Raw genomic sequence first — 26,205 nt, forward strand, 5'->3', positions numbered from 1 at the left:
TGCGCCCCGGGATGGTGCGTCCGCTGCGCCGGCCCGGTGCAGCGGAAGGGGGCTCGGCCCGGCGCTCATTGCGGTTGCGACTACCCAGAATTTGTCAGGACTGACATACCGCCACCACACGCTGATGCCCATGCAGCGAAGCACCGGCCCCCCGCAGGGAGCCGGCACAACCCAGGCTCAGAAGCGATAGTTGAAACCCAGCGTCGCGCTCCGGCCAGCCGCGTAGTGCAGGTTGCTGTACTGATCGAGGATGAAGTACTTGCGGGCGGTCAGGTTCTCGACGTTCAACTGCATCGAGGCATGCGGACCGAACTCATAGCGTCCCATCACGCTCAGCAGCGTCACCGCCGACTGATCGATCCGGCGCACGCCGTCCGGGACGGGCGCGCTCACCATCGAATAGCTGGACGCCTGCCAGTTGACGCCGCCGCCCACGCTCAACCCGCTCCATTCGCCCGGCAGGCGCCAGGTGCTGAACAACCGCACCAGCGTGCGCGGCAGGTCGGGGCGCAGGTCTTCGCCGTCGGGTCCTTCCAAGTTGAAATGCGACCAGCCGAACGAGGCATTCCAGCCCTCGGCCAGCTCGCCCGATGCCTCCAGTTCGAAGCCGCGCGAACGGGTGCCGTCCACCCCGTAATAGGCCTGGGTAATGCCGTCCGGCAGGTATTGCCCGGGATCGGCCACCGCCAGATTGTCCTGACGCGTGTCGAACAGCACCAGCGAGGTGTTCAGACGTCCGTCGAAATGGCGCCCCTTGATGCCGACCTCGCGGCTGCTGCCCAGCACCGGATCGAGGAAGCTGCCATCGGCACGGCGGTAAGGCTGCGGATTGAAGATCTGCGTATAGCTGACGAACGCCGAGTACACCGGCGTGATCGCGTACATCAACCCGGCATATGGCACGGTCTTGTGGTGCTCATAGTGGAACACGCTGCTGTCGCGGGTGTCGTTCTTCCAGCGGCTGTAGCGCGCACCGGCGATCAACGTGAGCGGGTCGGCCAGTGACAGCCGTGCGGCGGCGTAGGCACCCTGCTGATCGGTACGGTTGTCGGCCGCCTTGTGCTTGTCCGCGCTGAAATCCGGATACGGATAATCGCCGTTCCAGGTCAGGAAATTGCCGACATCGGCCAGCTCGCCATGCGTGGACTCGAACGTCTCCGTGTCATAGCGCGAACCGCTCAGGCCCACCACCAGCTCGTGCTCGCGCCCCCACGCCCGGAACGGACCGGAGGCATACAGGTCCAGCATGTTCTGGCGTCCCTCCTGGTGGGCCTGGTAGGCGTAAGCCGTCATGCCCTCGCCGGTCAGCCGGTCCGGAAAGCCCTCGACATAGAACAGCGCCATGTCGCCTTCGGTCGCGCGGTGGCTGGCCATCGCGCGCAGCTGCCAGCCGTTGCCGAAACGATGCTGCAGGTCGGCGAACGCGGTCTGCGTGGTGTTGTACCAGTATGTCCAGTTGGCCGCGCTGTTGAAGCCGCGCGACCATTCCAGAAAACCGCCGTCGGCGTAGAACACCGGATAGAAGCCCCAGGTGATGCGCTCCGGCCGGGTCCTCTGGTAGTCATAGCCCACGCTCAACGTGGTGTCCGGGGTGAGATCGGCATCGATCACGCCGTACAGCACCGTCTTCTTGCTGTGGTAGCGGTCCAGGTACGAATCGCCCTGCTGGTAGGCGCCCACCACCCGCCCGCGCACGCGGCCATCCTCAGTGAGCGGCGAGGACACATCGACGGTGCCGCGCCAGGTGTCCCACGATCCGGCACTGAGCGAGGCCTCGCCCTGGAAATCGCGACTGTCGGCGCGCTTGCGCACGAAATTGATCGTCGCCGACGGATTGCCCGCGCCGGTCAACAGACCGCTGGCCCCGCGCAGCACTTCGATGCGTTCGTAGATCGCGGTATCCAGGCTGCCATCGGCGGATTCGGCATTCAGGCCCGGCGCGACCGGCACGCCGTCGTATGCCATGTTCTGGATCAGGAAACCGCGCGAGTAGAACACCACGCGTTCGGTGTCATAGGCGTTGGACGACACGCCGGTGACGTTGTCGAGCACGTCGTGCACCGAGGTCATGGCCTGGTCCTTGATGCGCTGCTCGGTCACCACGGTCAGCGATTGCGGTGTCTGCTGCGGCGTCAACGTCAACCGCGTCGCCGCGGCGGTCTGCTCGACCGTGTACGACTGCGGCAGCGTGCCGCGCACATTGACCGCATCGAGGGTGGTGGCGTCGTCGGAAGCGCTGGACTGCGATTGCGCCAGCGCCGATACGGCGGTGGAAAGGCCGACCGCCAGCAAGCCCAGGCGCGACGCGCTGGAACGGATGTGGAACATGGATGAAGCTCTCCGGCATGGATTGGAGCGCAGGCGCGGCGGCGTGCGCGGATCATGACGATCTGGCTGGCGGAGAGCTTGCGTGTCGTCGGATGACACAATTCTACCTGAGCGGCCAGCAGCACAAGAACCCACACCGGTTCCCGGCCGGGTGCGTCCTCCGTTCAACGCCTGCGCGGCGTCGTCTCCGCGAGGTTCAGGAGGGCCGCCGAACCCGGCGCGTGTACGCCCCCTCGCCAGCGGCCTTACTCGAAATTACGCTGCGCAATCGCCGAGCTTTGCGATACGTCCGCGGGAGGGCCGGCCGGAAACGCCATATGGAGCGCGGCCCGCACCCGAGCCCGGCCAGTGTCGATGAAGTGGATTTTCCCGGGTTGCTCTCCATCGGGTTCCGGTGAAATCCGTTGCGACCGGTCCGTGAAACGAACTACCTTGAAAATCGTCCTCCAACAAACCTCCCTGGGAGCTGCCTGCATGCCATTGGCCACAAGTTCGCCGCCCTTGCCGCTGAATGGTCCGCAGTGGACCCGGCTCCACCAGCAGGAAGAACTGCGGAAGGCGGTGCTTGAGCGTCGTTTCGACGAAGTCGAGCGCACGATGACCGCGCTTGAAGCGGCGTGGTGGCAGGCCACCGACGAATCCGCCGACTACTACACCTTCCTCGCCACCAGCTCCGGCCTGCTCGACCATGCCAGCGTCGGTGCGGCCGACAGCCTCCAATTGCTGCATGACTGGAGCCAGTCCTTCCCGGACTCCTATCAGGCCAGGCAGATCCTCGGTCATTACTGTTTCCGCCGCGCCTGCGACATCCGCACTGCGGCCTGGGCGGAGCACGTCGGCGAAGACCAGTGGGTTGCCTCGCACATGGCATGCGTCATCGCGGCCGAACATCTGTTGAAGGCCATGACGCTCTCGCCGCGGCCGGCGCTCGCCGCCGCGACCATGATGCAAATCAGCCAGTATCTCGGCCAACCGGATTTCGTCGACGCGTTGTTCCGCGGCGCGCCGGTCGAAAAGACCATGCAGCGCGACGAGTTCGAGCCGGCCCTCTACGAGGCGGCCTGCGCCCAGCTGGCCAGGCATGGATTGAAGCCGCCTGCCACCGTCACCGCCGTGCTTCCCGCCTCGCTTCCCCCGATGAAAGAGGGAGACCTCGAAAATCCGGGCTACTACTGGCTGCGCTACTGCCTCTCGCTGCGACCGCAATGGCCGGACGTCCTGGCCGACTATGCGCAATACCTGAGCCCGAGATGGGGCGGCAGCAACGGTGAAGTCGAAAAATTCGCATCCGGCCCGCTGTGTTCCGGGTTGAGCGAGCAAGAGCGCAACGCCGTCCGATGGCCCGGCATTCTTGACGCATTGACGCTGCCCGATTATCCGGAGCCGGGCGATGTCCGGGAGATCGCCGCCAGGGAGAAGATTTTCAAGAACTGGCTGGGGCGCGATCTTCCCGATCGCCTGCGCTTCATTTCCCTCGGGAAGTACGCCAACTTCACCCACTACTCGCTCACCGACGCGGAGCTGGCGCATCAGCGCCATGTCGAATCCATCCGCCATTGCAAACCGCCGGGAACCTACCCGGCTATCGACGGCCCGTTCCGCGACTTCACCAACCTGATGCTGATCAAGCATTTCGAGGATGTTGAAGGCGCCTATGCAAACGTTCTTCAGACCGCTGCTCGCCGCTTTGACGAACCCACGATGCTCACCATGGCGGCATTTGCCTGGCAGTTCGGCATGTGGGGCATCCAGGCCGATCCGGCCATCGCCACGCAGCTGATCGAACGGGCCGCGCAGCTGGAACCGCTCTACGAGCCCGATGAATTCACGCCGATGCATGCCTGCCGGATGATCTGGGATGGAGGGTTCCAGCAGGAGGCGACCTATCTCACCCGCGCATTCGCCGAGCGGCGTGTCTACTCCGCCGCGGCAAGCATGTATGACATCACCCGAGGCATCCGTTCCGATGCCGAGCCGCAGTTGCTCGATGAAACCGAAGCCAATCGCTGGCTCGAACAGGCCGTCGAGGAAGGCGACGCGGTGGCGTTCTACAACTATGCCTGGCGCCTCGAGAATGTCGATGACATCGACCTGGCGGTCCGGGAAAACTTCGAGCGGGTCAGAAATTTATACGCCGAAGCGATGCATGGCGGCATAGGCATGGCCGTGATCCGGCTTGCAAGCGTGGATCGCCGGCATGGGACGCCCGAGGAAAAGCAGCGCGCCGTCGCCCATATGAAATCCATCATTGCCCACGATGACGACCACATTGCCGGCGAGGCCTATACCCAGGTCATCCTGGCCTACAAATATGGCGATGGCGTTCCGAAGAGCGAATTCGTCGCGATGCAATGGTTCGACCGGTACAAGCAGCTTCTCCCCGAGCACTCATCCATGGAATGGATGGAACAGCAGGTCTACGGATCGAGCGGATTGCAGATGGCCGGACGGGCGATGAAGGCCTTCTTCCTTGGCAACAAGCTCTCGCAAGAGCATTTGCCGCCGAAGTAAGCATCGCGATGGACAGCCTCCTTCCGCCATCGCACGAAGGCAGATGGCGAGCCTTCATCTGGCTCGCCTCCGGCGACGTGTTCCTGCTTGCCAGCGGGTCCGCACTGGTGCTTTCGCCGCTGGTGCTCGCATGGCTTGCACCCTGGTGGCTGCTGGTACTTCTTGCCCTGCCTTCCCTGTCCTGGGTCTTCTATGGACTGATGGTCCTGCGTGCCTATGCGACAGTGCCACCGCCCCCTGTGTCGAACGGCATACGGCTGGATCCCGAAAAGATTCCCGCCCTCGCCGAGGCCCTTGAAAAGTTGCGCCTTGCCTGCGATGCGCCCGCCTTCACGGCGGTCTACATCAACGCCGAACTCAATGCATCCATTTACCAGACAGGATCCCGCAACGCTGAGCCGAAACATGTGCTGGTGCTGGGCTTGCCGCTTCTCGCCTTGTTGACGGCACAACAGGCCACCGCCGTCATCGCGCATGAGTACGCCCATATCTCCCGGCTGCATGGCCACTTTGCCCGATGGGCTTACGTGGCCCGTCAACGCTGGATGGCGCTTGGCGATCTGCATGAACGCAACCACCGGCTGATCACCGCACCGCTCAGACTGTTTCTTTCCTGGTACGTGCCTCGCATGAGGCGCGAGACCCTGGAGTTCTCGCGCCGCTGCGAGACCGTTGCCGATGCGCAAGCCATCCGCGTCTGCGGCGCCGATATTGCATTCGAGGCGGAAGTGGCTCTGGAACTCCGGAAAAAGGCCCTGTCCGACCGGTTCTGGCCAGGCGTGTTCGCGCAGGCCGACAACAACGACATCGCCCGGATGCAGCCATTCACCGACCTTCTGGAAGAACCAGAGAACAGTCGCGCGCATGATGACGCGCAGGCGGCCGTCTGGTTGCACGAATGTCTCTGCCAGAAGCCGGATCCCCACAGCACGCATCCTGCTTTCTCCGAACGCATCGCGGCCACCGGATGCGATCCGGCGCACCCGCTTCCCGAGCATCTGCCTTGGCAGCTTGAAGAGATGTCGGCGGCCGCCGATTGGCTGGGGGACGAAGCGCCCGGCATCGCCGCACAGCTCGATGCCGTTTGGCGCGAAAACGCCGCACAAGGCTGGCGGGATGCGGGAGAGTGGCATGCCCACCAGCGCGGCGAATTCTCACAACTCCTGTGGCGCCGCGAGCAGCAGGTGTTCGACCACCAGGACTGGTTGCAATTGGCGCAACTGGCGGAGAAATTCGACCAGACAGGCAGCCTTCGCGCGGAAGCCATTGCACGGGGCCTGGAACACGCTCCCCACGACCTCGCACTGCTACACCTGCAAGCCACCGATCTGGAGCGAGACGGTGATACCCAGGCAGCCATTGCCCTGTGGCATCACATCAGCAGCAGCCCGACAGCTTCCGATCATCGAGTCCATCGCTACCTCTGCATGCTCTGCTTGCGCATGGGAGACAGGGCAACGGCAGAACATCATCGGCAGATCGCGGACGCATCATGGACACGCGATGACGCGGCGCAATCCATGTCCGGATGCCTTTTCCCGCACGGGATGAATGCCAAAGAGCTCACGTTGCTGCAGAACAATCTCCGACCGCTCTTCCAGCACGCACGCGCCATCTGGCTTTGTCGCGACACACCGCCAGGCACGGCAAGACCGCCGCGATGGTTCCTGTATGTGCAGGCCTATGACAGCTGGTTCATGCGCATGATCGGAAAGCTGACCGGCGAGGACGACATCAACGCCTCCGCGTGCAAACGGCTGCTCGAACGCCTGCAGACCCGCCTGCACCTACAGTTGGAGGTCCGGTTCATCGGGCCGAACGATCGGCTTCCGGTGCATTGCACGCATGCCAGCCTGATTGCCGTTGCTGGCTCATCGATTTCGGCCCCATCATGATCCCGATCCCGCTTCTTCCTGCGTCTCTCCTCTTCCTGCTGCTCGCCTCGGCGATATCGCTGCTCATCCTGGCATCGTGGCTCACGGCGCTTGGCTTCTCGCGCAATGCGCGCAAGGCTTTTCGGGCGCGGCTGTGGTTGAAACTGCCCATCACGATTCTGTTGGCGGTGTTCTCAGCCCTCGCCCTGTCTTTCGTCTATCAAGCCTATCTCGTAGATGCAGATATCAAACGCGACGAAGCCGCGCGCAATAGGGTGCTGGACACACCGGCCACGGTGGCCGGAATCGCGATGCCCGCAGGGACCCGGTTGCACAGCATGACGCCAGGCAACCGCGATGCCTTCGACGAGGCCCACTTTCCTGTTCCGACCTCGATCAATGGCCTGATGGCGACGAGCCTCGGCCGCACGCTCCATCCGGATGTCGACACCGATACTTATGCAGCCACCTCGATCAAGGTGACGCTTGCTTCCGACCAGCCCATCAACGGCTGGCGCTGCGGAACGCGGGAACCGGTGACGTTCAAGATGGAGGCCGGCATCGCCACCTTCGAATCCTGCGCGCTCGCTGCGGGCAATCACCTGGAAGACCGTGAAATCCCGACCGGCGCGATGCTGCGGTCGCATGAGAATGGCCCACGCGCCTGGACCGTTTTTCTTGCTCCAGCGGCGGTGACAACGGTACGCGGGCTACCCCTGCAGGGCGCCCGGTTGGAGCTGGACAGCGAGCATCGCCTTCTTGGTTTCAGCGATGCCGTGCTGGCCCAGGATTTCCGCCTGGGCACGATGGCCTACCCAGCCGGCACCCGCATCCGCTCGATGGATTGGACTTCGCCAGGCAAGAATTCCGACATGCTGATCCTGAGCCCGACGCGAGGCCAGGTTGCCAGGCACGACGGCCAGCCCGATGTTCCATTCGGACACTCGGTCAAGCAGACCGTGTCTGGCGAGGTGCAGGCAATCATGTCCAACCCGCAGGCGGGCATCCCGGATTTTGAAGAGCTGAGCGTCGATTGATCGAGCCGACGGCATCGCCGAACGCCACGCCATCGTCCACCGCTTCGATTCATCGCCAACTGGAGCAACATCCAGCACCTGATCTATCGACCATGATGGATCGGCGTCATTGCGTTGCAGGCTCGATCATCTGCGCCTCTTCCAGCGCGCTGCGGCCTGCAAGCCCGATAGCCTGGAACAAGCGTGCGATCCAATGGACCGCTATCGCCTTCGCGCCGGCTTGGTGTACCTCAGCGCCTCGACCACCAGGGTGAACGCCGACGAGTGCTGGCGCCTGCTCGGGTAATACAGGTGATAACCGGGGAACGGAGGGCACCAGTCCTCCAGCAGCCGGACCAGCTTGCCGGCCTTCAGCTCGTCCATCACCAGCCCCTCGGGTAGGCAGGCAACCCCAAACCCCTCCACCGCGGCCACCGTCACATGCGGCGCGGTGCTGAAGGTGAGTTGGCCATCGACCCGCGCATGGACCTCGCGACCATCGCGCTCGAACTCCCACGGATAGGCGCCGCCGAACGTCGGCAGGCGAAGGTTGATGCAGCGGTGCTCGGCCAGATCCCTCGGATGCGTGGGCGCAGGATGCGTGGCCAGGTAAGTCGGCGAGGCCACCGCCGCCATGCGCATGTCCGGCCCGATCGGTACCGCGACCATGTCCTTCTCGACCTGCTCGCCCAGGCGGACGCCGGCGTCGAATCGGTCCGCCACGATGTCCCGCAGCCCGTAGCTGACATCGAACTCGATGTGGATGTCGGGGTACTGGCGCAGCAGCGGCAGCAGCTTCGGCCACAGCACCGAACTCAGCGCGTGATCGCCGGTGGTGATACGCACGGTGCCGGCGGGCTTGTCGCGCAACTCGCTGATCGATTGCAGCTCGGCCTCGATGTCATCCAGATGCGCGCCGACCGACGCCATCAGCCGCTCGCCGGCATCGGTCGGCGCCACGCTGCGGGTGGTGCGCGTGAGCAGGCGAATGCCCAGGCGTTCTTCCAGGGTGCGAACGGTATGGCTCAACGCCGATTGCGTGAGCCCCAGCTGCGCCGCCGCCTTGGTGAAGCTGCGCATGCGCGCCACCGTCACGAAGACCTGCAGCTCATTGAAGTTGGGCCGGGCCATCACTGCGCCTCAATTGATGAAATCCGATCATATGTTCAATCGAATTGATCCGGCTAATCAATGCCTGGCGGGGCACCCACACTACAGATCGATCATCACTACAGGAGCCTCGCATGCACCTCATCCGCAGCGGGTCGCAGCCTTCGGCCAAGGGCCCGGCCGAGTTTTTCACCGGCACCGTCCGCATCGACCCGTATTTCAACGCCCCCGGCCCCGCCCGTGTCGGTTGCGCCAGCGTGACCTTCGAACCCGGCGCCCGCTCGGCCTGGCATACCCATCCGCTCGGCCAGATCCTGATCGTGACCGCCGGCTGCGGCTGGACCCAGTGCGAGCATGGTCCGATCGAGGAAATCCGCGCAGGCGACGTGATCTGGTGCCCGCCGGGTCACCGCCACTGGCACGGCGCCACCTCCACCACGTCCATGACCCACATCGCGGTGCAGGAATATCTGGATGGCAAGGCGGTGGAGTGGATGGAACACGTCACCGATGCGCAATACCTGGCCGGCACAGGCAACGCGCAATGAGCATGCGCCCCGCCGCATGCACCTGGACGAGACGACTGGCAGGCCGCTGCGCCCTGTTGCTGGTTTCAGCGTGGGCGACGGCGGCGTGGGCACAGGCGCAGCCCGCGCCATCGGGCGATGCCTCGCAGGAGATCCGCATCGTTCGCAGCGCGCAGCGCCCGCCGCAACCGGGCCCGGCCGAATACTTCACCGGCAAGGTGACGGTACAGCCGCTGTTCTCCCCCACCGCGCCGTCGCGCGCGTCCGGCGGGCTGGTCACGTTCGAAGCCGGTGCCCGCTCGGCCTGGCACACCCATCCGTTGGGCCAGACGCTGATCATCACCTCCGGCGTGGGGCGGATACAACGCTGGAATGGACCAATAGAAGAGATCCGCGCGGGCGACGTCGTCTGGATTCCGCCGGGCGTCAAACATTGGCATGGCGCCGCGCCCAACAGCCCCATGTCGCACATCGCCATCCAGGAAACCAGTGATGACCAGCCGGCCGTCCGATGGCTGGAAAAAGTCAGCGATGCCCAATACGCCGCCCCCATTGCTTCAGGAGAAACCGCCGTGTCCCGACCGCCCGCCGCCAACGCCGGCCCCTACGCCGATATCGCCCCCGCACTGAACGACTACACCCGCAACAACCTGTTCGGCGAGGTATGGGAGCGTCCCGAGCTTTCCAAGCGCGATCGCAGCCTCGTCACCGTCGCCGCGCTGGTCGCGCTGTATCGCACCAACGAGCTGCCGTTCCACATCAAGTTCGCGCTGCAGAACGGCGTGACCAGGCAGGAACTCAGCGAGGTGTTCACCCAGCTGGCCTTCTACAGCGGCTGGCCGACCGCCAACACCGCCATCGAAATCGCCCGCAAGGTCTACGCCGAAACACCCTGACCCGGCGTATTGCGAACTTCGAAGCACCCCGCACCACGCGAGAGCATCCGTGCGGCATCGGCGTGGTATCGCGTGTGAGCACCGGCCCCGCCGTCGTCGCATCTCGACGCGCATAACCTCCAAGGAGCGAGCATGCCTCACATCATCGTCAAGCTGGTGACCGGAAAGTCAGAAGCCCAGAAACAGCAATTGGCCGATGCCATCACCCGCGACGTGATGGCGGTACTCGGCTGCGGCGAAGAACCGGTCTCGGTGACGCTGCAGGAAATCGCGCCCGACGACTGGGCCGAACAGGTCTATCGAACCGACATCCAGCACCCCACCGGCAAGCTCTACAAGAAGCCGGGCTATTCCTTGTGACCGCTACTGTCCGGAGGATTCCATGAGCGAGACCCTGCCCGATCCCAGACCTTCCACGCGCCGCGATTTCCTCCTGGCCAGTGCGTCGCTCAGCACGCTGGGCGTGTCGCCGCTGGTGATGGCGGCCGACAACACACCGCCAGATCGCACGCCGACCCGCTCGCCGAAGCTCGACAGCACCGACCTGCCCCTCATCGCCCACAAGCGCACGCTCGGCACCGGCGGTTTCGGCATGCAGGTGTCCGCGCTGGGTTTCGGCGTGATGGGAATGAACTACAACCGTGGCCCGCATCCCGACCGCAACGCGATGATCGCGCTGCTGCGCCAGGCCGCCGAGCATGGCGTGACCCTGTTCGACACCGCGCAGGTCTACGGCCCACTGATCAACGAGGAACTGGCCGGCGAAGCGCTGTATCCGTTCCGCGACAGCGTCATGGTGACCACCAAGTTCGGCCACCGCATCGTCGATGGCAAGTACCACCATGGCGAACTCGACAGCCGTCCCGAAAACATCCGCCGGGTGGCCGAGGAATCGCTGCGGCGCCTGCGCGTGGATGCGATCGATCTGTTCTATCAGCATCGCCTGGACCCCAACATCCCGATCGAGGACGTCGCCGGCACCGTGAAGGACCTCATCGCGCAAGGCAAGGTCAAACGCTTCGGCCTGTGCGAAGTGGGCGCGCAGACGATCCGCCGTGCCCACGCGATCCAGCCGGTCACCGCAGTGCAGAGCGAATACCACATGATGTGGCGGGAACCGGAGACCGACGTCCTGCCGGTGCTGGCCGAACTGGGTATCGGCTTCGTTCCCTACAGTCCGCTCAATCGCGGCTTTCTCGGCGGCGCCATCACCGAGTACACGCGTTTCGATTCCGGCAACGACAACCGCAACACGCTGCCGCGTTTCGCGCCCGCCGCACTGCGCAGCAACCTCGCCCTGGTCGAAGCGCTCAACGCATTCGGCCGGACGCGTGGCGTGACATCGGCACAGATCGCCTTGGCATGGCTGATGGCACGCAGCCCCGCGATCGTTCCGATTCCCGGCACGACCAAGCTGGCGCATCTGGAAGAGAACCTGAGAGCGGCGGAGCTGACGCTCACATCCGACGACATGGCCGAACTGGATCGCACGCTCTCGACGATCGGGATTTCGGGCGATCGTTACCCCGCGGATCTCCAGAACCAGATTTCGCGCTGAGCGCTCGAGCTGTTCTTCCGCGACACCCACATCAGCGGCGCGGCCTCTCCCGCGACAGACGCGCCTGCACATCCTTCCGACAACCCTTGGAAAAATAGAACGTGGAAATCTCATTCAACAACAAGGTGGCGCTGGTGACCGGCGCCGCCTCCGGGCTGGGCTTGGCCACCGCCCAGGCCTTCGCCGCCTCAGGCGCAGCGGTCGCGCTGGCCGACTGGAACGGCGAGGCCGTACAGGCGGCAGCCGACGAACTCGCCTCACACGGATACAGAACCCTTGCGATCCGCTGCGATGTGTCCGACGACGATCAAGTCGCCGCGATGGTCAGGAAAACGGTCGACACGTTCGGCAGGCTGGACGTGGCCTACAACAACGCCGGCGTGCAGAACGTGCTGGCCGAGACCGCCGACTCACCGCGCGATGACTACGACCGGGTCATGTCGATCAACCTGCGCGGCATCTGGAGCTGCATGAAGTTCGAACTCCAGCACATGCGCGAGCAGGGCAGCGGCGCCATCGTCAACTGCTCCTCGCTCGGCGGCCTGGTCGGCGGTGCCGAACGCGGCACGTACCACGCCGCCAAGCATGGCGTGCTCGGCCTGACCAAGAGTTCCGCACTGGAATACGCCGCACGCGGCATCCGCATCAATGCCATATGCCCCGGGCTCATCTGGACCCCAATGGCCGACCAGATGGTCGCTGGCGGCCAGGGCGAGGCCCTCGAAGCAATGACCAGGATCATCCCGATGGGACGCCATGGACGCCCCGAAGAGATCGCCGACGCAGTGCTGTGGCTGTGCAGCGATGCGGCGAGCTACGTCACCGGCCAGTCCATCTCCGTGGATGGCGGCTTCGTCATGCGTTGAGTGCGTGGGCGCCTCGTGCGCCCACCCTCCTGCCGGCCGACAGGCAACGACTTCCGGAGAACCGATCATGCAATGGCCCCTCGAACAACTCCGCGGGATCGTCGAGCGCGACGATCTTCATGTCGCCCCGTTCCGCGCCGACGGCATCGCCCATGGCACACCCACCTGGATCTGGTGCGTGGAGGTCGATGGAGAGCTGTACGTATGCGGCTACCGAGGCACCCGCTCGTCCTGGTATCAGGCCGCATGCCGACAGCACGCGGGCTTCATCCGCGTATCGGGCGATTTTCTGAAAGTCACTTTCGATCCGATCCCTGGACCCATCAACGACCGCATCGATGCGGCTTATCGCAGCAAATACCCGAACAGCCCATACCTGGCAGCCATGATCGGCTCATGCGCGCGCGAGGCGACGATCCGGATCAGGCCCGCCACCGATCCATGAAGCATCGATGGCTGGACATTCCAACCACCGCCGGAAGCGTTCGGATGCAGTCCTATCGCATGATGACGGGTGACGGCGCGTGGCTTATCGACCGTGATGAACCGGCGCGATTGCAGGCTCGATCATCCGCACATCGTCCAATCCGCCGCCGCCTTCAAGCTCCGTGGCCCGGAACAACCGCAACCCATCGCCCGTGACTTTATCCAGAGCCCTGTAGGTGACCCCGGAGCATGTGTATACCCCCTGACCCAGCTGCGTGATATCGGCCAGGACATCCTGACCGTCGAAGGGGCCACCAATAAGCATGATTCGCACTCGCATACGAAGGTCTCCTTACTCATGCAGGCTTTCCAATGTGGCCGCCCCACGCACCACATCACGTACATTCATCAAGCTGGATCAGCCGGCTCCCCGCCAAATGCTGATCGGCATCCACTGTCGCCGAGGCCAAGGTATCAACCCCGCGTGTAGACGGTGCGAACATCGTTCCGAGGAAGGATCCTGGTCTTCCGTAATCGATATGGATTGATCGGATCGCCATGACCAGACCGTTCTTCCTTCACCCACCACATGAAGAAATGCCCGAAGGACTCAATACCTCAGCCCGATGCATGGCCATCGGCGGATCACGCCCGCACAGCTCCCCAGCATCTGCAGGCGGAATGATTCTGCGGCAGTCGTGAAGACCGCCATCAACGCGACATCAACGCGTCCAGTCCCTCAGCAAGATCCGGGGCGACATCGCAGACCTTTTCCTCGCATCCAGCCATCACATTCGATACAGATGCATGCCGAGAGCCTTCATTGCTCCCGGCGCAGGAACAGGCGCGGCCCACGCCAGCGCGGACGCAAGACCTGCAGCACAAGCGCGCCGAGCGCAAGCGCCGCTGCGGTCAGCAACGCGCCACCCAGGCCTTGAACGATGCAGGCCGCCAGACCGGCAAGGCCTGTTGCCGGCTTTCCCACCCAGTCCACCTGCACCGCTCCGCCGAGCGAGGCAAGCCCCAGCGCGATGCCTGCTGGAAGCCAGAAGCAGACGCTGAGAACCAAGCCGATGCGGCATAGCGATCCGAGCGTCATATCGTTCAATCGAACTTCGTCATTCATCGGCGGGATGCTCTTGGTTTCCTAACGCGCAAGCATCCATCTTTGGGCAGGGAATGCAAGGCTTGGCCGCACATTCAGTTCAAGCACGCAAGGGACGATGCAGCAATTCCTGCTTTATCGCCGCCATGAATCGCCGCTATCCTCGGCCCGGATAGCTCGGAGAGAACAGCAAGCCATGAACAGCTTCCGCACCGAACTTGACCTTCGACGTTCATTGAAGGACGCAGGGCTGGGTGCAATGGCGGACCGCATCGTCGCGACCGTGCGGTCAGCGTTGCTGTTCGTGCGCCGACAACGGCCCGACGATGCGCTGCCATCCGGCACAAGCAAGATGGGCGGCCTGCCCGATCTGCCCGCAGGCTTCGCCTGGCCGCAGCGGCCACCACGGCAAGATGCCGAGGCACTGGCCCATGCATTGCGCGAGCGAAGATCCCAGCAACGGGCACGTCTTGCATCATCGCGTTCCATCGGTATCGATGACGAGATTCTGTCTCTGTTGCCGGAAGACGAGCGCGAGGCGTGGCTACGCTCTGTGGAAACCAGCCGTCCCGATCCGGAAAGAATCGCCGCGCAGCACGCAGAGGAAGATCGCTACGACGCGCTGATGGCGGCCTCCTTCAACCGTCACTTTCCGCTTGCGTTCCTTGCCCAGCTCGACCTTGACGCACTGTCGCGCGAGCCGGGCTTCGATGCCGATCTTCCGACACACGGTCTGCTCAGCCTGTTCGAGGATCTGACCGACCAGGATGGCGGCGGCTTCCAGCTTCATTGGTTTGATCAACCGACCGGAACACTGCAACGCCGGTCACCCCCTGACGAGCTGATTGCACTATCGGACGCACGACAGCCTGACTTCCCCTGGCGTGAGCAGAGCATGGCGGAGGTGCTGGAACCTCACTCGACATTGATCGTTCCCTTCCATTGGGCCGAAGCAGCCGGCGCACACCGAGCAGCGATGTTTGCTTTCCTGCGCCGCCCTACCAACGGCCACTTCCCGCTGGCAGAGCCTGTTGATGGAGAACAGACCGGCTACTTCGGCGACAGGCTCGGCGGCTGGCCGGATCCCATCCAGGCAGACCCGGAACTCTGGTTCACCGGCGATGAGTACGGACGTATCGAGCCGGGTGATGATCGGATCCGCCACCTCTTCTCCTGGGGCGGTGAATACCATGCGGAGACACGACGCATGCATGCGCCGTTCGGCGGTGATGGCAAGACCTATCTCATGATCCGTCGCGAGGATCTCATCGCCCGGCGTTTCGACAAGGCGCGCGCGTTGTATCAATGCGACTGAGTAACATCCCGTTCACTCATCGAAAGGAAGGCCACTCGATGTTTTCACGCCCCCGATTTTCCACCGGCATCTTCATCGCGATCGCGCTTTATGCAACCGCCGCATCAGCGCAGCCCGATTCGACAGGCGCACCCACCGATGCCTATCGATCACTGAGCGCGAAGGAGCTTCTTTCCGGCATCGACGAGGGCTCGCTGGCGGAACCCGGTACCGATCCGGCAAGGCAAAGAGAACTTTCAACCGGCAGAGCCACGGCCTACATCTTCGGTGTCGCCGATACCACGGCAGGCAAGGCCTGGTGTTCGCCGCGAAAGCTGACAATCACCGAACTGGCTTCGACGACCTATGACTATCTGGCCAAGCTGCCGGCATCACGCCTGAGTGATCCGGCCGCAGGGGTGGTCACGCAGGCATTGAAAGCGGCTTATCCCTGCAAGTGAGGTAGGCACTGCCTTGTCATGTGGTGCTCGGCAGACCCATGCGCGCTTAGGCCCATGCGCTGGATGGGCACAAACCCATATCCGAATGGATATGGATGCCAGCGATATTGTTATTTTCGAAGCATCGACCCTGCCTTGTAGCATCATGCAGCAAGGCGTCGCTGCACAATCGGCAGCTCCCGTCCCGGCTTCCTTTTCCAGGCATCGCATCATCCAGGGATGCAGCCGAAGAGCGGCTTCGACGCAGCCAGATGTAATTCGAAGGCATGCAGGGTTCCCGAGCAAAAGCCATGGTTTTCCGCATGGCGTGTTCGACAGGTACCCGGTCATCGCCACTGCAACACTTGGAGGGAGGAGTGCCACCATGAGAACGATTGCGGCCACGAAACGATGCCTCGCGGCAACACTGCTCATGGTGATCGCCACATCGCCTGCCTTGGCGGAAGTCCACACGCTGTCGCAGGACTGGCTCTTCCACGCCGGAGAGTCCACCGGTGCGGAGCGGGCCACCTTTGATGATCGATCCTGGCAACGGGTGAGCGTGCCTCATGACTTCTCGATCATGGATGGATCCGAGGGCGACAAGCCGAATGGACGCTCGCCCTTCAATCCGGATGCCGTCAGCGGCCAGGATTCGGGCTATCTGCAGGGTGGCAGCGGCTGGTATCGCCGGCATCTGGTGCTCACGCCGACCGAAGCTTCGCGCATCGTCCGGCTGAATTTCGAGGCCGTGTACATGGACGCCGATATCTGGATCAACGGCGAACACCTCAAGAAACACCGCTACGGCTACACCGCCTTTTCCGCCGATCTGACCGGCAAGGTCCGTTCCGGCGAGAACGTCGTCGTCGTGCGCGTCAATCATGTCGATCCGTCTTCGCGCTGGTATGCCGGCTCGGGTCTGATCAGGCCGGTTGCGCTGGAGATCCTCGATCCGGTCCACATCGAGCCCGAGAGCGTATTCGTCACCACGCCGGTGGCCGACGAGGATCGGGGCGTGGTCTCGGTCAGTGCCGCTGTCGTCAACCGCTCCAACAAGGCGCAGTCCGCCGAATGGGTGAGCCGGGTGGTTTCGGGCAACGGGGAGACCGTTGCCGAGGCCCGGCAGACCCAGGCGTTGCCCGCAGGTGGCCGTGCCGAGCGATCGCAGCAACTCGCTGTGACCAGGCCGCGCTTGTGGTCACCGGATTCTCCCAATCTCTACACGCTGGTCCAGGAAGTCCGCATCGGCGGCGTGACCGTCGACCAGCGGCGCACCCGTTTCGGCATCCGCACGATTGCGCTGGATGCCGCAAACGGCCTGCGCATCAACGGCCAGCGGATCCTGCTGCGCGGCGGCAACATCCATCATGACAACTACATGATCGGTGCCGCCGGCGTACCCGATGCCGACGCCCGCAAGGTCGCCTTGATGAAGGCGGCCGGATACAACGCCATCCGCAACGCGCACAACCCTGCGAGCCAGGCCACGCTCGATGCCGCCGACGAACTGGGCATGCTGGTCATCGACGAAGCCTTCGACAGCTGGAACAAGAGCAAGAAGCCGCAGGACTACACGCGCTTCTTCGCCGAGGATTGGCCACAGGACATCGACAGCCTCGTCATCAGCGGCCGCAACCATCCCAGCGTGCTGTTCTGGAGCATCGGCAACGAGATTCCCGAAGACGGCACACCCGAGGGCGTGGAGACCGGCCGCAGGCTCGCCGAGCGCGTGCGCAAGCTTGATCCGACCCGGCCCGTCACCCAGGCCATCAACGCCGATCCGCCGAAGAGCACCAACCAGGCCGCGGTACTCGGCGTCGTCGGCTACAACTACCATGCCCATCTCTTCGCCGAGGAACACGAACGGCTTCCCAAGCTGGCGATGTACACCTCCGAATCCACATCGAAGGATCTGTTCCGTTACTGGCAGGCCGTCGAAAGCATGTCGTGGGTGATCGGCGATTTCGTCTGGACCGCGGTGGACTATCTGGGCGAGGCCGGCATCGGCTGGATGGGATACAGCCAGGACTGGCAGAAGCTCGGCCCCTATCCCTGGAACCTGGCCTACAGCGGCGAGATCGACGCCACCGGGCGCCTGCGCCCGGCCGCCTACTACCGCCAGGTCGTGTGGAAAACCGGTGCGTCGCCGATATCCGCATTCGTCCGACAGCCCGAGGGCACCAAGGACCTGCCCGACCGCCACCTGTACTCGATCACGCCGCCACACCTCGATTGGTCGCTGGACGACGTCCACCCCAGCTGGACGTGGCCGGGACAGGAAGGCCGTCGCCAGGAAGTACTGGTCTATTCCGAATTTCCGGAAGTGGAACTGTTCCTCAACGGCAAGAGCCTCGGCCGCAAACCGGTGGGCGTGGACAGCGAATACAAAGCGGTCTACCAGGTGCCCTACGCACCAGGGCGCCTGCTCGCCGTGGGTTATCGCGATGGGCATGAAGCCGGGCGCTGGGAACTGCGTACGGCAGGCAAGCCGGCCATTGCAGAGGTGTCGGCGGACCGGCCGCAGCTCAAGGCCAATGGCGAGGACCTGGCTTACGTCACCGTGGAACTGCACGACGCCGACGGCACCCCCATCTATGCCCGCAACGACGACAGGCAGGTCCGCGTGCGCGTGCGCGGAGCAGGAGCGCTGGCCGGCGTCGGCAACGGGAATCCCGTGGACGTGTCCAGCTTCCAGTCAGGCGAACGCAAGACCTTCCACGGGCGCGTGGTCGCCGTGATCCGCGCCGGCACCCAGGCCGGCCCCATCGTCATCGATATCGATGCGGAAGGTCTGCCCTCCCGGCAGGTGCGACTGCAAGCGATCACGCCGCAGCCGCTCTGAGCGGAGCGGCCTGGGCCGCACTCCCGCGCCCGCGACACGCGGGAGGCAGATGAAGCTCGAAGTGACTGGCAGACCCGTCATCCCCGCGCAGGCGGGGATCCAGCGACTTCCGACCGGACCAACGTGCAAGTCACCCGGGCTCTTGCCGGCGCGGGAGCGGCGAAAGAAGCGCCGACAGGTCACCGATTCGGAAACTCACTAGCGCTGCAACAGCGCTTCGATCTCGGCACGCTCTTCAAGGCCGCGCTGAAAGTCTGCCGGATAGACCGGTTCGTACCCGCTTCCCTTCAGCAAGAAGATGCCTCGACTACCCGTAACATTCTTCTGCATGGAACCCAGTTGGTAATGCCACATCTTCCATAACGGAATATTCAATTGGGACGGGACACGGCCTGTTCGCGAGAAAATCACGTCCTCAACCTGCAATTGGAAGCGCATCTGGTTGCTCAGCCCGGGACCGGTCCGGGCTTCCGGATCGTGTATGCGACGCCCACGGGCATCCACCATGACGACGTCAACGACTGTGGCGACGAGCACGTAATCGGCTTTGGGCACCAGTTCCTCAAGTGACCTGGGTACAACCGAGGTAGCCATCGCTGGACTGGCAAACAGCAGCAGCGCAAACAGTGAGCACCCGAAGCTTGCTGATAGCAGCCAATGAATCAAACCAAAATGTTTCACTCTCTTATGTGCCATCACCTTACAGCCTCCTCTGCCATGGCCTTCCAATCAAGCAAGTGAACCTGATCCCATGATCTTCGTCTGTGTAGTCCAATCATCGAGCAGAGACTCCTTCCTCTCCCGTTTCAACTTTCCACAGACGCAATCGGCTCCAAGGAGTCGACCAGCAAGGCTTCATGCAATTGCAAACGGAGTCGGAAACTTGCACCCAACCAACCAATAACCCACAGAACGGCCGCAAGAATTCCGAATACTGAAAGCCAGGATGGCAATGCCAGCAGTTCGCGCCAACCGCGTAACACTACATAGAGCGACAGGAACACAGGCAAGAGTCCCAACTTGTCGACCCCGCCGATCAACAGTCCCAGCTTGGCCCCCAACTGTTCCTGCGCAAAACGGGCATAGCGTAGTTGCTCTTCAAGCGCCGATCGCGGATAGCTCCGAAGCCACTGTTTAATCGTGCGCAGCTGAATCACGTCATGATCCAGCTGCTCGATAAACGCTCTGCGATAGTCCCGAAATTCGCGCACGAGCAGCAAGAGCGTACGAACAAAATAGGGCAAAAAAGCCAGCATGAACACCAAGCCTCCTCGCGCCATTGTAGCCATCCACTCGTGAGCCCCCATCCACTGCAGCAGCAATGAAGGCATCAATGCCACGACCAACGCAACCACGCCGATGCCATTGCAGATCATGATCCAACGTGGCGTATCGAGCATGCCTACCGGCCCTTCCGGCAGATCTCTGATCCGATCTTCGATCAGAGAAAACGTCAACGGCGGCAACGATTTCTTGGCATCCATTCTCTAATTCCCACGCCCAATTGCCCGGCCGTTCGACCAGAATATTTTCGATGGCACAGGTTGGGTCACGCGTTTAAACCGAGGGGCCGGCTACCCGCATTTGCTATAACCGCAATTCAAACACGTCGCACACCCATCCATGATCACCAGCGCCTTGGCGTGGCACTTGTGGCACATGGTCGCGCTGGGCGGGAAGCTGGCGCCGTCGCCGGTGATGGCGATGTCCTCTTCGTGATCGGCCGAGCTGGTGATCTCGGTCGCCGGTGCCGGCGTTACTTCAATGTTTTTTTTTGAGCGCTCTTCGTACTGCTTGCGCTTTTCGGCCAGGATCGCGCGTTGGTGCTCGCTCATCTCCGGGTCGTGCAGCAGGCCGATGCTCTTGAGGTGTTCTTCGATGATGCTGCCGAGTTCGGCCACCAGCGAGGGCATGTAGACGCCGCCGGCCTTGAAGTAGCCGCCCTTCGGGTCGAATACCGCCTTCATCTCGTCCACCAGGAAGGTGACGTCGCCGCCCTTGCGGAACACCGCGGAGATGATCCGGGTCAGTGCGACGATCCACTGGAAGTGCTCCATCGACTTGGAGTTGATGAAGACCTCGAACGGACGACGCTGTTCGTGCTCGGTGCCGGCGTTGAGCACGATGTCGTTGATGGTCACGTAGATGGCGTGCTCCACCAGCGGCGATTTGATCTTGTAGGTGGAGCCGATCAGCACTTCCGGCCGCTCGATGCGCTCGTGCATCTGGATGATGTTGTCGGTCGCGCTCTCGGCCTGCGCGGTGGCGCGCTCCATCGATGCGGCGGGCACCGCAGGCGCAGCCTCGCGCGCCTTGTCCTCGGGCGTGACGACGGCGTAACCCTTGATCTTCTTGTCGATCCTGACGGCCATGGGACGTACTCGCTTGCGGGTGGCGGATTCTCTCTCCCGGATGCGGGAGAGAGTTGAAGCATGGCGCCGGCAGATCCGTCATCCCCGCGCAGGCGGGGATCCCGTGCCTTTGCTTTCCTGCATGAATCGCTGGGTTCCCGCCTGCGCGGGAGCCGCCAGCCTTGCTCTTTGTGGTGCTGATTACTTCTTGACGGCCTTCTTCACCGCGGCGCTCTTCTTGGCGACCTTGGCGGTCGTCTTCTTGACGGCCTTGGCGACTTTCTTGACCGCCTTCTTGGCGCTGGCCTTGGTCACGGCGGTCTTCTTGGCAACCTTCTTGGCCGCGGTCTTCACCGTCTTTTTGGCAGCGACCTTCTTGGCGACCACTTTCTTGGCCACGGCCTTCTTGGCAGCCGGCTTCTTCGCCGTCGCCTTCTTCGCGGTCTTCTTGGCGGCTTTCTTCGCGGTCAGTGCGGCGGCTTCGGCCTTGGCGTTGGCCTTGGCGGTCTCCAGCTTCTTGCGGGTCTTGGCGACGGTGCCGCTGACCGATTTCTTCACCGACTTGGCGACCTTGCCGGCCTTCTTGGTGACCGTCTTCTCGGCCTTCTTCACTGCCTTCCTCGCCTTGGCGACGCGCTGCTTGACGTCCTTCTTCGCCTTCTCGACGGTCTGCTGCGTGGCGGCGACCGCCTCGCTGGCGGTGGCGGAGAGGCTCTCGCCCAGGCTGGCCGCCTTTTCTTTTACGCTCTCGACGACCTGGGACAGGGTCGCCGTAACACCATTGCCGTTGCCGTTGCTCATATGCCCTCCTGAAGGGCGTCAGTGTTGGAACGATCGCGATGCTATACCTATGCCATGAAGCGTGGAACGGAGATGGACACGCGACGAACAACAAAACGTCGTCGCGAAGTGCAGACAGTCATGCGGCAGTGGGGAAACATCTGGCAATCCCGGTCGCGACCGCAGTTCAGAACTTGCCGTAATAACCTTCCTTGAGCGCGTCGAACAGGTTGGCCGCGGTGTGCAGTTCACCGTCGTACTCGATCTGTTCGTTGCCCTTGACCTCCACCAGCGAGCCGTCCTCCAGTTCGAAACGGTAGGTGGTGTTCTCCAGGTCCGCCTCCTTGACCAGCACGCCCTGGAACGCAGCCGGGTTGAAGCGGAAGGTGGTGCAACCCTTCAGGCCCTGCTGGTAGGCGTAGCGGTAGATGTCCTTGAACTGCTCGTAGGGGTAGTCGGTGGGAACGTTGGCGGTCTTGGAGATCGAGCTGTCCACCCATTTCTGCGCGGCGGCCTGCACGTCCACGTGTTCCTTGGGATGGATGTCGTCGGCAGCGATGAAGTAGTCCGGCAGCCGCGCGTCGGCGTCCTCGGCGAACGGCATCGCCTTCGCATTGACCAGATGGCGGTAGGCCAGCAGTTCGAAGGAGAACACGTCCACCTTCTCCTTGGATTTCTTGCCCTCGCGGATCACGTTGCGACTGTAGTGGTGGGCAAAGCTTGGCTCGATGCCGTTGGAGGCGTTGTTGGCCAGGCTCAGCGAGATGGTGCCGGTCGGCGCGATCGAGCTGTGGTGGGTGAAGCGCGCGCCGGTTTCGACCAGCTCATCGACCAGCTCCGGGGCGACCTCGGCGATGCGCTGCATGTAGCGGCTGTAGCGCGCGTGCAGCACCTTGCCCTCGATCTTCTGGCCGATCCGCCAACCGTCCTTCGCCATCTCCGGGCGCTTGCGCAGCATCTCGGCGCTGACTTCGAAGGTCTCGGTCATGATCGGTGCGGGGCCCTTCTCCCTGGCCAGCGCCAGGCCGGTTTCCCAACCGGCAATCGCCATCTCGCGGGCGATCGCTTCGGTGAACTCGCACGACTCCGGCGCGCCGTACTTCATCTTCAACATGGTCATGGTGCTGCCCAGGCCGAGGAAGCCCATGCCATGGCGACGCTTGTGCAGGATCTCGTCGCGCTGGCGCTGCAACGGCAAGCCGTTGACCTCGACCACGTTGTCGAGCATGCGGGTGAACACGCGCACGACGTCCTTGTATTCCTCCCAGTCGAAGCGCGCCCGGTCGGTGAATGGATCACGCACGAACGTGGTCAGGTTGACCGAGCCGAGCAGGCAGGCGCCGTAGGGCGGTAAGGGCTGCTCGCCGCACGGGTTGGTCGCGCGGATGTTCTCGCACCACCAGTTGTTGTTCATCTCGTTGACCTTGTCGATCAGGATGAAACCCGGCTCGGCGTAGTCGTAGGTGGAGACCATGATCATGTCCCACAGGTGGCGGGCGCGGATGTGCCCGTACACCTTGCAGGCCACCAGGCCGTCCTCGCGCACGCTGTAGTTCTCGTGGATCGGCCAGTCGCGCCAGACCACGGTGCTGGCATCGGCCAGGTCGACATCGCCGGCCTCGTGGCGATTGAGCGGGAACACCAGCGGCCAGTCGGTGTCGTCCTCCACCGCCTGCATGAAGCCGTCGGTGATCAGCAGCGACAGGTTGAACTGACGCAGGCGGCCATCCTCGCGCTTGGCACGGATGAAGTCCTTCACGTCCGGGTGCGAGACGTCGAAGGTGCCCATCTGCGCGCCGCGGCGACCACCGGCCGAGGACACGGTGAAACACATCTTGTCGTAGATATCCATGAACGACATCGGCCCGGAGGTGTAGGCGCCGGCGCCGGCGACGAAGGCGCCCTTCGGCCGCAGCGTGGAGAACTCGTAGCCGATGCCGCAGCCGGCCTTGAGCGTGAGCCCGGCTTCGTGGACCTTCTCCAGGATGCCGTCCATCGAGTCGACGATGCTGCCGGAGACCGTGCAGTTGATCGTGCTGGTGGCCGGCTTGTGTTCGAGCGCGCCGGCGTTGGAGATGATGCGCCCGGCCGGGATCGCGCCATGGCGCAGTGCCCACAGGAAGCGCTCGTTCCAGTGCTCGCGCTTGTCGGGCGTGGCCTCGGCGTCGGCCAGCGCGCGCGCGACGCGGCGGTAGGTGCCGTCGATGTCGGCGTCCAGCGCGTCGCCCTGCTTGGTCTTGAGCCGGTACTTCTTGTCCCAGATGTCCTGCGAGGCGGGCTGCATCGGAACCAGATCGGATCGGAGGCCGTTGGAAACCACTTCCAGACGTACCGTGCTCATGGCGTGGTGCTCTCCCTGGGGGCGTGCCGTGGTGATGAAGTGAACGGATCGAGGCGCCGGTCGGCGCCATCGCACTGCGGAAGGATCGCGGCAAGGCTCATGAGGACGACGTCACGAGTCGGTTCCGGCCGATGTCTGTAGCGGTGACCATGCATGTCCTCCCCGCGAAGGTACTCCGTGCAACACCCAAATGTTGGGCTTCCTTAATACGACACCGCAATATCTTGTGGCGCCGTAAAGTTCGCACGCTAACGCCGCGTGCCGGAGGCTGTCAACGCACGTGCGCCCGGCATGTCGGCGGCCGCGATCCGGGAGCACACGGCGGCGTTTCACCGATAGTTAAATCAGCCCACAGCAAACTCGTTCAGCTAGATTTACACGGGTTCACACCCCATCTTTTTGTTTCCTCGCATCCGATCGCGCAACCTCCGGAACCATCATGCGACCGCTTCCGACTCTGCTGACCCTTTCGCTTGCCGCCGCGTTCGGCGGTTTTGCCGCCACCGGCATCCACGAGTGGCTCGACAACCGCGCCGAGGCCGCCACTCCCGTCTCGCCGGTGCTGGCGATCCCCACGACCGCCGCGCTGCCGGCCTCGGCCGCCGGCCAGCCATTGCCAACGCTGGCGCCGATGCTGGAGCGGGCGATGCCGGCGGTGGTCAGCATCAACACCAAGCAGGTGGTGCGGGTGCGCAACCCGTTCTTCGCCGATCCGTTCTTCCGCCGGCTGTTCCCGGACGTGCCGCAGGAGCGCATCAACGAGTCGCTCGGCTCGGGCGTGATCATCGATGCCAGGAACGGTTACGTGCTGACCAACCACCACGTGATCGAGAACGCCGACGACGTGCAGGTGACGCTCGCCGATGGCCGCACGGTCAAGGCCGAATTCCTCGGCTCCGACGCCGATACCGACATCGCGCTGATCAAGATCCCGACCGGCAACCTCACCGAGATCAAGCTCGCCGACAGCAGCCAGCTGCGGGTGGGCGATTTCGTGGTCGCGATCGGCAATCCGTTCGGCTTCACCCAGACGGTGACCTCGGGCATCGTCTCGGCGGTCGGCCGCAGCGGCATCCGCGGGCTGGGCTACCAGAACTTCATCCAGACCGATGCCTCGATCAACCCCGGCAACTCCGGCGGCGCGCTGGTCGATCTGGAAGGCCGGCTGGTCGGCATCAACACCGCCAGCTTCAATCCGCAGGGCAGCATGGCCGGCAACATCGGCCTGGGCCTGGCGATTCCGTCCAACCTCGCCCGCAACGTGGTCGAGCAGTTGCTGAAGAACAACGGCGTGGTGATCCGCGGCACGCTCGGCGTGGAGGCGCAGAACCTGACCGCGCAGATGGTGCAGGGACTCGGCCTGGACAATGTGCGTGGCGCGCTGGTGTCGCGCGTGCTGGCCGGCTCGGCCGCCGCCGCCGCGGGGGTGCAGCCGGGCGATGTGATCGTCGGCGCCAACGACCAGCGCGTGGACAGCGCCGAGGCGCTGCACAACTACGAAGGCCTGCAGGACGTCGGCAGCACGGTGGTGCTGGACGTGCGCCGCGATGGCAAACCGCTCAAACTCACCGCCAAACTCAAGGAGCAGGCGCGCGCGGCCACCGGCGACACGCTGGATCCACGCCTGGGCGGCGCGACCTTCACCGACCTGCCTGAATCGCTGCGCCAGTCCGGTCTCAATGGCGTGCTGGTCAGCGAGGTCAAGCGTGGCAGCCGCGCCGCTGCCAACGGCCTGGCCGCGGGTGACGTGATCGTGGCGACCAACGCCGGCGAATTCGCCGATCTGGCCAGCTGGCGTGCCAACTTCCAGCGCAAGCCGCAGCAGTTGGTGCTGCGGATCGTGCGCGGCAATGCGCAGGCGGACATTCTGATGCGCTGAACAAGGTCGTAGGAGCGGCGTCAGCCGCGATGGGGCTTTACCGGTAAAGCCCCATCGC

Annotated in this window: 21 protein-coding genes; 13 read left to right on the forward strand and 8 right to left on the reverse strand. The window is 63.7% G+C overall.

Features of this window, described 5'->3' with window-relative positions:
- Window positions 1–177: 177 nt before the first annotated feature.
- Window positions 178–2,328 (reverse strand): TonB-dependent siderophore receptor, encoded by a 2,151-nt coding sequence (locus tag AC3WJE_RS16910; protein ID WP_493731982.1) that lies wholly within the window; start codon window positions 2,326–2,328, stop codon window positions 178–180.
- A 432-nt stretch (window positions 2,329–2,760) separates the two neighbouring features.
- Here AC3WJE_RS16910 and AC3WJE_RS16915 point away from each other — a divergent pair, with 432 nt between their 5' ends.
- From AC3WJE_RS16915 to AC3WJE_RS16925, 3 genes are read left to right on the forward strand one after another with little or no spacing between them, the layout of a single operon-like run.
- The gene (locus tag AC3WJE_RS16915) at window positions 2,761–4,839 is read left to right on the forward strand and encodes a DUF4034 domain-containing protein (RefSeq protein WP_493731983.1); all 2,079 of its coding nucleotides are present in this window, start codon (window positions 2,761–2,763) and stop codon (window positions 4,837–4,839) included.
- Window positions 4,840–4,847: 8 nt separating this feature from the next.
- The gene (locus tag AC3WJE_RS16920) at window positions 4,848–6,734 is read left to right on the forward strand and encodes a M48 family metallopeptidase (protein ID WP_493731984.1); all 1,887 of its coding nucleotides are present in this window, start codon (window positions 4,848–4,850) and stop codon (window positions 6,732–6,734) included.
- Window positions 6,731–7,750, forward strand: a complete 1,020-nt coding sequence (locus tag AC3WJE_RS16925) for a hypothetical protein (RefSeq protein WP_493731985.1) — start codon at window positions 6,731–6,733, stop codon at window positions 7,748–7,750. The genes AC3WJE_RS16920 and AC3WJE_RS16925 overlap by 4 nt, the downstream gene beginning before the upstream one ends.
- Window positions 7,751–7,951: 201 nt before the next feature.
- Here AC3WJE_RS16925 and AC3WJE_RS16930 read toward each other — a convergent pair whose 3' ends face one another.
- Window positions 7,952–8,860: a LysR family transcriptional regulator gene (locus AC3WJE_RS16930; RefSeq protein ID WP_493731986.1), complete on the reverse strand. Its 909-nt coding sequence runs from the start codon at window positions 8,858–8,860 to the stop codon at window positions 7,952–7,954.
- 113 nt (window positions 8,861–8,973) lie between these two features.
- Here AC3WJE_RS16930 and AC3WJE_RS16935 point away from each other — a divergent pair, with 113 nt between their 5' ends.
- From AC3WJE_RS16935 to AC3WJE_RS16960, 6 genes are all read left to right on the forward strand, one after another.
- On the forward strand, window positions 8,974–9,387 hold the full coding sequence (locus AC3WJE_RS16935; protein WP_493731987.1) for a (R)-mandelonitrile lyase: 414 nt from the start codon (window positions 8,974–8,976) through the stop codon (window positions 9,385–9,387).
- Window positions 9,384–10,262 (forward strand): (R)-mandelonitrile lyase, encoded by an 879-nt coding sequence (locus AC3WJE_RS16940; RefSeq protein WP_493731988.1) that lies wholly within the window; start codon window positions 9,384–9,386, stop codon window positions 10,260–10,262. The genes AC3WJE_RS16935 and AC3WJE_RS16940 overlap by 4 nt, the downstream gene beginning before the upstream one ends.
- Window positions 10,263–10,394: 132 nt before the next feature.
- Window positions 10,395–10,622 carry a tautomerase family protein gene (locus tag AC3WJE_RS16945; protein WP_493731989.1) on the forward strand — a complete coding sequence of 76 codons (228 nt, stop codon included), beginning with the start codon at window positions 10,395–10,397 and terminating at the stop codon, window positions 10,620–10,622.
- Between the two features lie 232 nt (window positions 10,623–10,854).
- Window positions 10,855–11,820 carry an aldo/keto reductase gene (locus AC3WJE_RS16950; RefSeq protein WP_493732003.1) on the forward strand — a complete coding sequence of 322 codons (966 nt, stop codon included), beginning with the start codon at window positions 10,855–10,857 and terminating at the stop codon, window positions 11,818–11,820.
- 101 nt (window positions 11,821–11,921) lie between these two features.
- Complete coding sequence (locus tag AC3WJE_RS16955) at window positions 11,922–12,686, forward strand: SDR family NAD(P)-dependent oxidoreductase (RefSeq protein ID WP_493731990.1); 765 nt, start codon at window positions 11,922–11,924, stop codon at window positions 12,684–12,686.
- A gap of 67 nt (window positions 12,687–12,753) precedes the next feature.
- A complete protein-coding gene (locus tag AC3WJE_RS16960; protein ID WP_493731991.1) occupies window positions 12,754–13,131 on the forward strand; it encodes a DUF2255 family protein in 378 nt (125 codons plus the stop codon).
- Window positions 13,132–13,932: 801 nt separating this feature from the next.
- Here AC3WJE_RS16960 and AC3WJE_RS16965 read toward each other — a convergent pair.
- The gene (locus tag AC3WJE_RS16965) at window positions 13,933–14,238 is read right to left on the reverse strand and encodes a hypothetical protein (protein ID WP_493731992.1); all 306 of its coding nucleotides are present in this window, start codon (window positions 14,236–14,238) and stop codon (window positions 13,933–13,935) included.
- A 97-nt stretch (window positions 14,239–14,335) separates the two neighbouring features.
- Here AC3WJE_RS16965 and AC3WJE_RS16970 point away from each other — a divergent pair, with 97 nt between their 5' ends.
- The 3 genes from AC3WJE_RS16970 (at window position 14,336) to AC3WJE_RS16980 (ending at window position 18,796) form a co-directional block, all read left to right on the forward strand.
- On the forward strand, window positions 14,336–15,532 hold the full coding sequence (locus AC3WJE_RS16970) for a DUF1963 domain-containing protein (protein WP_493731993.1): 1,197 nt from the start codon (window positions 14,336–14,338) through the stop codon (window positions 15,530–15,532).
- A 38-nt stretch (window positions 15,533–15,570) separates the two neighbouring features.
- Entirely contained in the window at window positions 15,571–15,972 is a 402-nt protein-coding gene (locus AC3WJE_RS16975) for a Rap1a/Tai family immunity protein (protein WP_493731994.1), read from the forward strand.
- 562 nt (window positions 15,973–16,534) lie between these two features.
- The gene (locus AC3WJE_RS16980) at window positions 16,535–18,796 is read left to right on the forward strand and encodes a glycoside hydrolase family 2 TIM barrel-domain containing protein (protein ID WP_493731995.1); all 2,262 of its coding nucleotides are present in this window, start codon (window positions 16,535–16,537) and stop codon (window positions 18,794–18,796) included.
- A 198-nt stretch (window positions 18,797–18,994) separates the two neighbouring features.
- Here AC3WJE_RS16980 and AC3WJE_RS16985 read toward each other — a convergent pair whose 3' ends face one another.
- From AC3WJE_RS16985 to AC3WJE_RS17005, 5 genes are all read right to left on the reverse strand, one after another.
- Window positions 18,995–19,492: a hypothetical protein gene (locus AC3WJE_RS16985; RefSeq protein ID WP_493731996.1), complete on the reverse strand. Its 498-nt coding sequence runs from the start codon at window positions 19,490–19,492 to the stop codon at window positions 18,995–18,997.
- A gap of 110 nt (window positions 19,493–19,602) precedes the next feature.
- A complete protein-coding gene (locus AC3WJE_RS16990) occupies window positions 19,603–20,280 on the reverse strand; it encodes a hypothetical protein (protein ID WP_493731997.1) in 678 nt (225 codons plus the stop codon).
- Window positions 20,281–20,370: 90 nt separating this feature from the next.
- Window positions 20,371–21,168 (reverse strand): TSCPD domain-containing protein, encoded by a 798-nt coding sequence (locus AC3WJE_RS16995; protein ID WP_493731998.1) that lies wholly within the window; start codon window positions 21,166–21,168, stop codon window positions 20,371–20,373.
- 180 nt (window positions 21,169–21,348) lie between these two features.
- Window positions 21,349–21,948, reverse strand: coding sequence for a hypothetical protein (locus tag AC3WJE_RS17000; RefSeq protein WP_493731999.1), 600 nt, complete (start codon window positions 21,946–21,948; stop codon window positions 21,349–21,351).
- 166 nt (window positions 21,949–22,114) lie between these two features.
- Window positions 22,115–24,268, reverse strand: coding sequence for an adenosylcobalamin-dependent ribonucleoside-diphosphate reductase (locus AC3WJE_RS17005; protein ID WP_493732000.1), 2,154 nt, complete (start codon window positions 24,266–24,268; stop codon window positions 22,115–22,117).
- Between the two features lie 439 nt (window positions 24,269–24,707).
- Here AC3WJE_RS17005 and AC3WJE_RS17010 point away from each other — a divergent pair, with 439 nt between their 5' ends.
- Window positions 24,708–26,147 carry a Do family serine endopeptidase gene (locus AC3WJE_RS17010; RefSeq protein ID WP_493732001.1) on the forward strand — a complete coding sequence of 480 codons (1,440 nt, stop codon included), beginning with the start codon at window positions 24,708–24,710 and terminating at the stop codon, window positions 26,145–26,147.
- Window positions 26,148–26,205: the final 58 nt, after the last annotated feature.

It is taken from the genome of Pseudomonas sp. GW821-FHT07E12 (genome assembly GCF_058986605.1).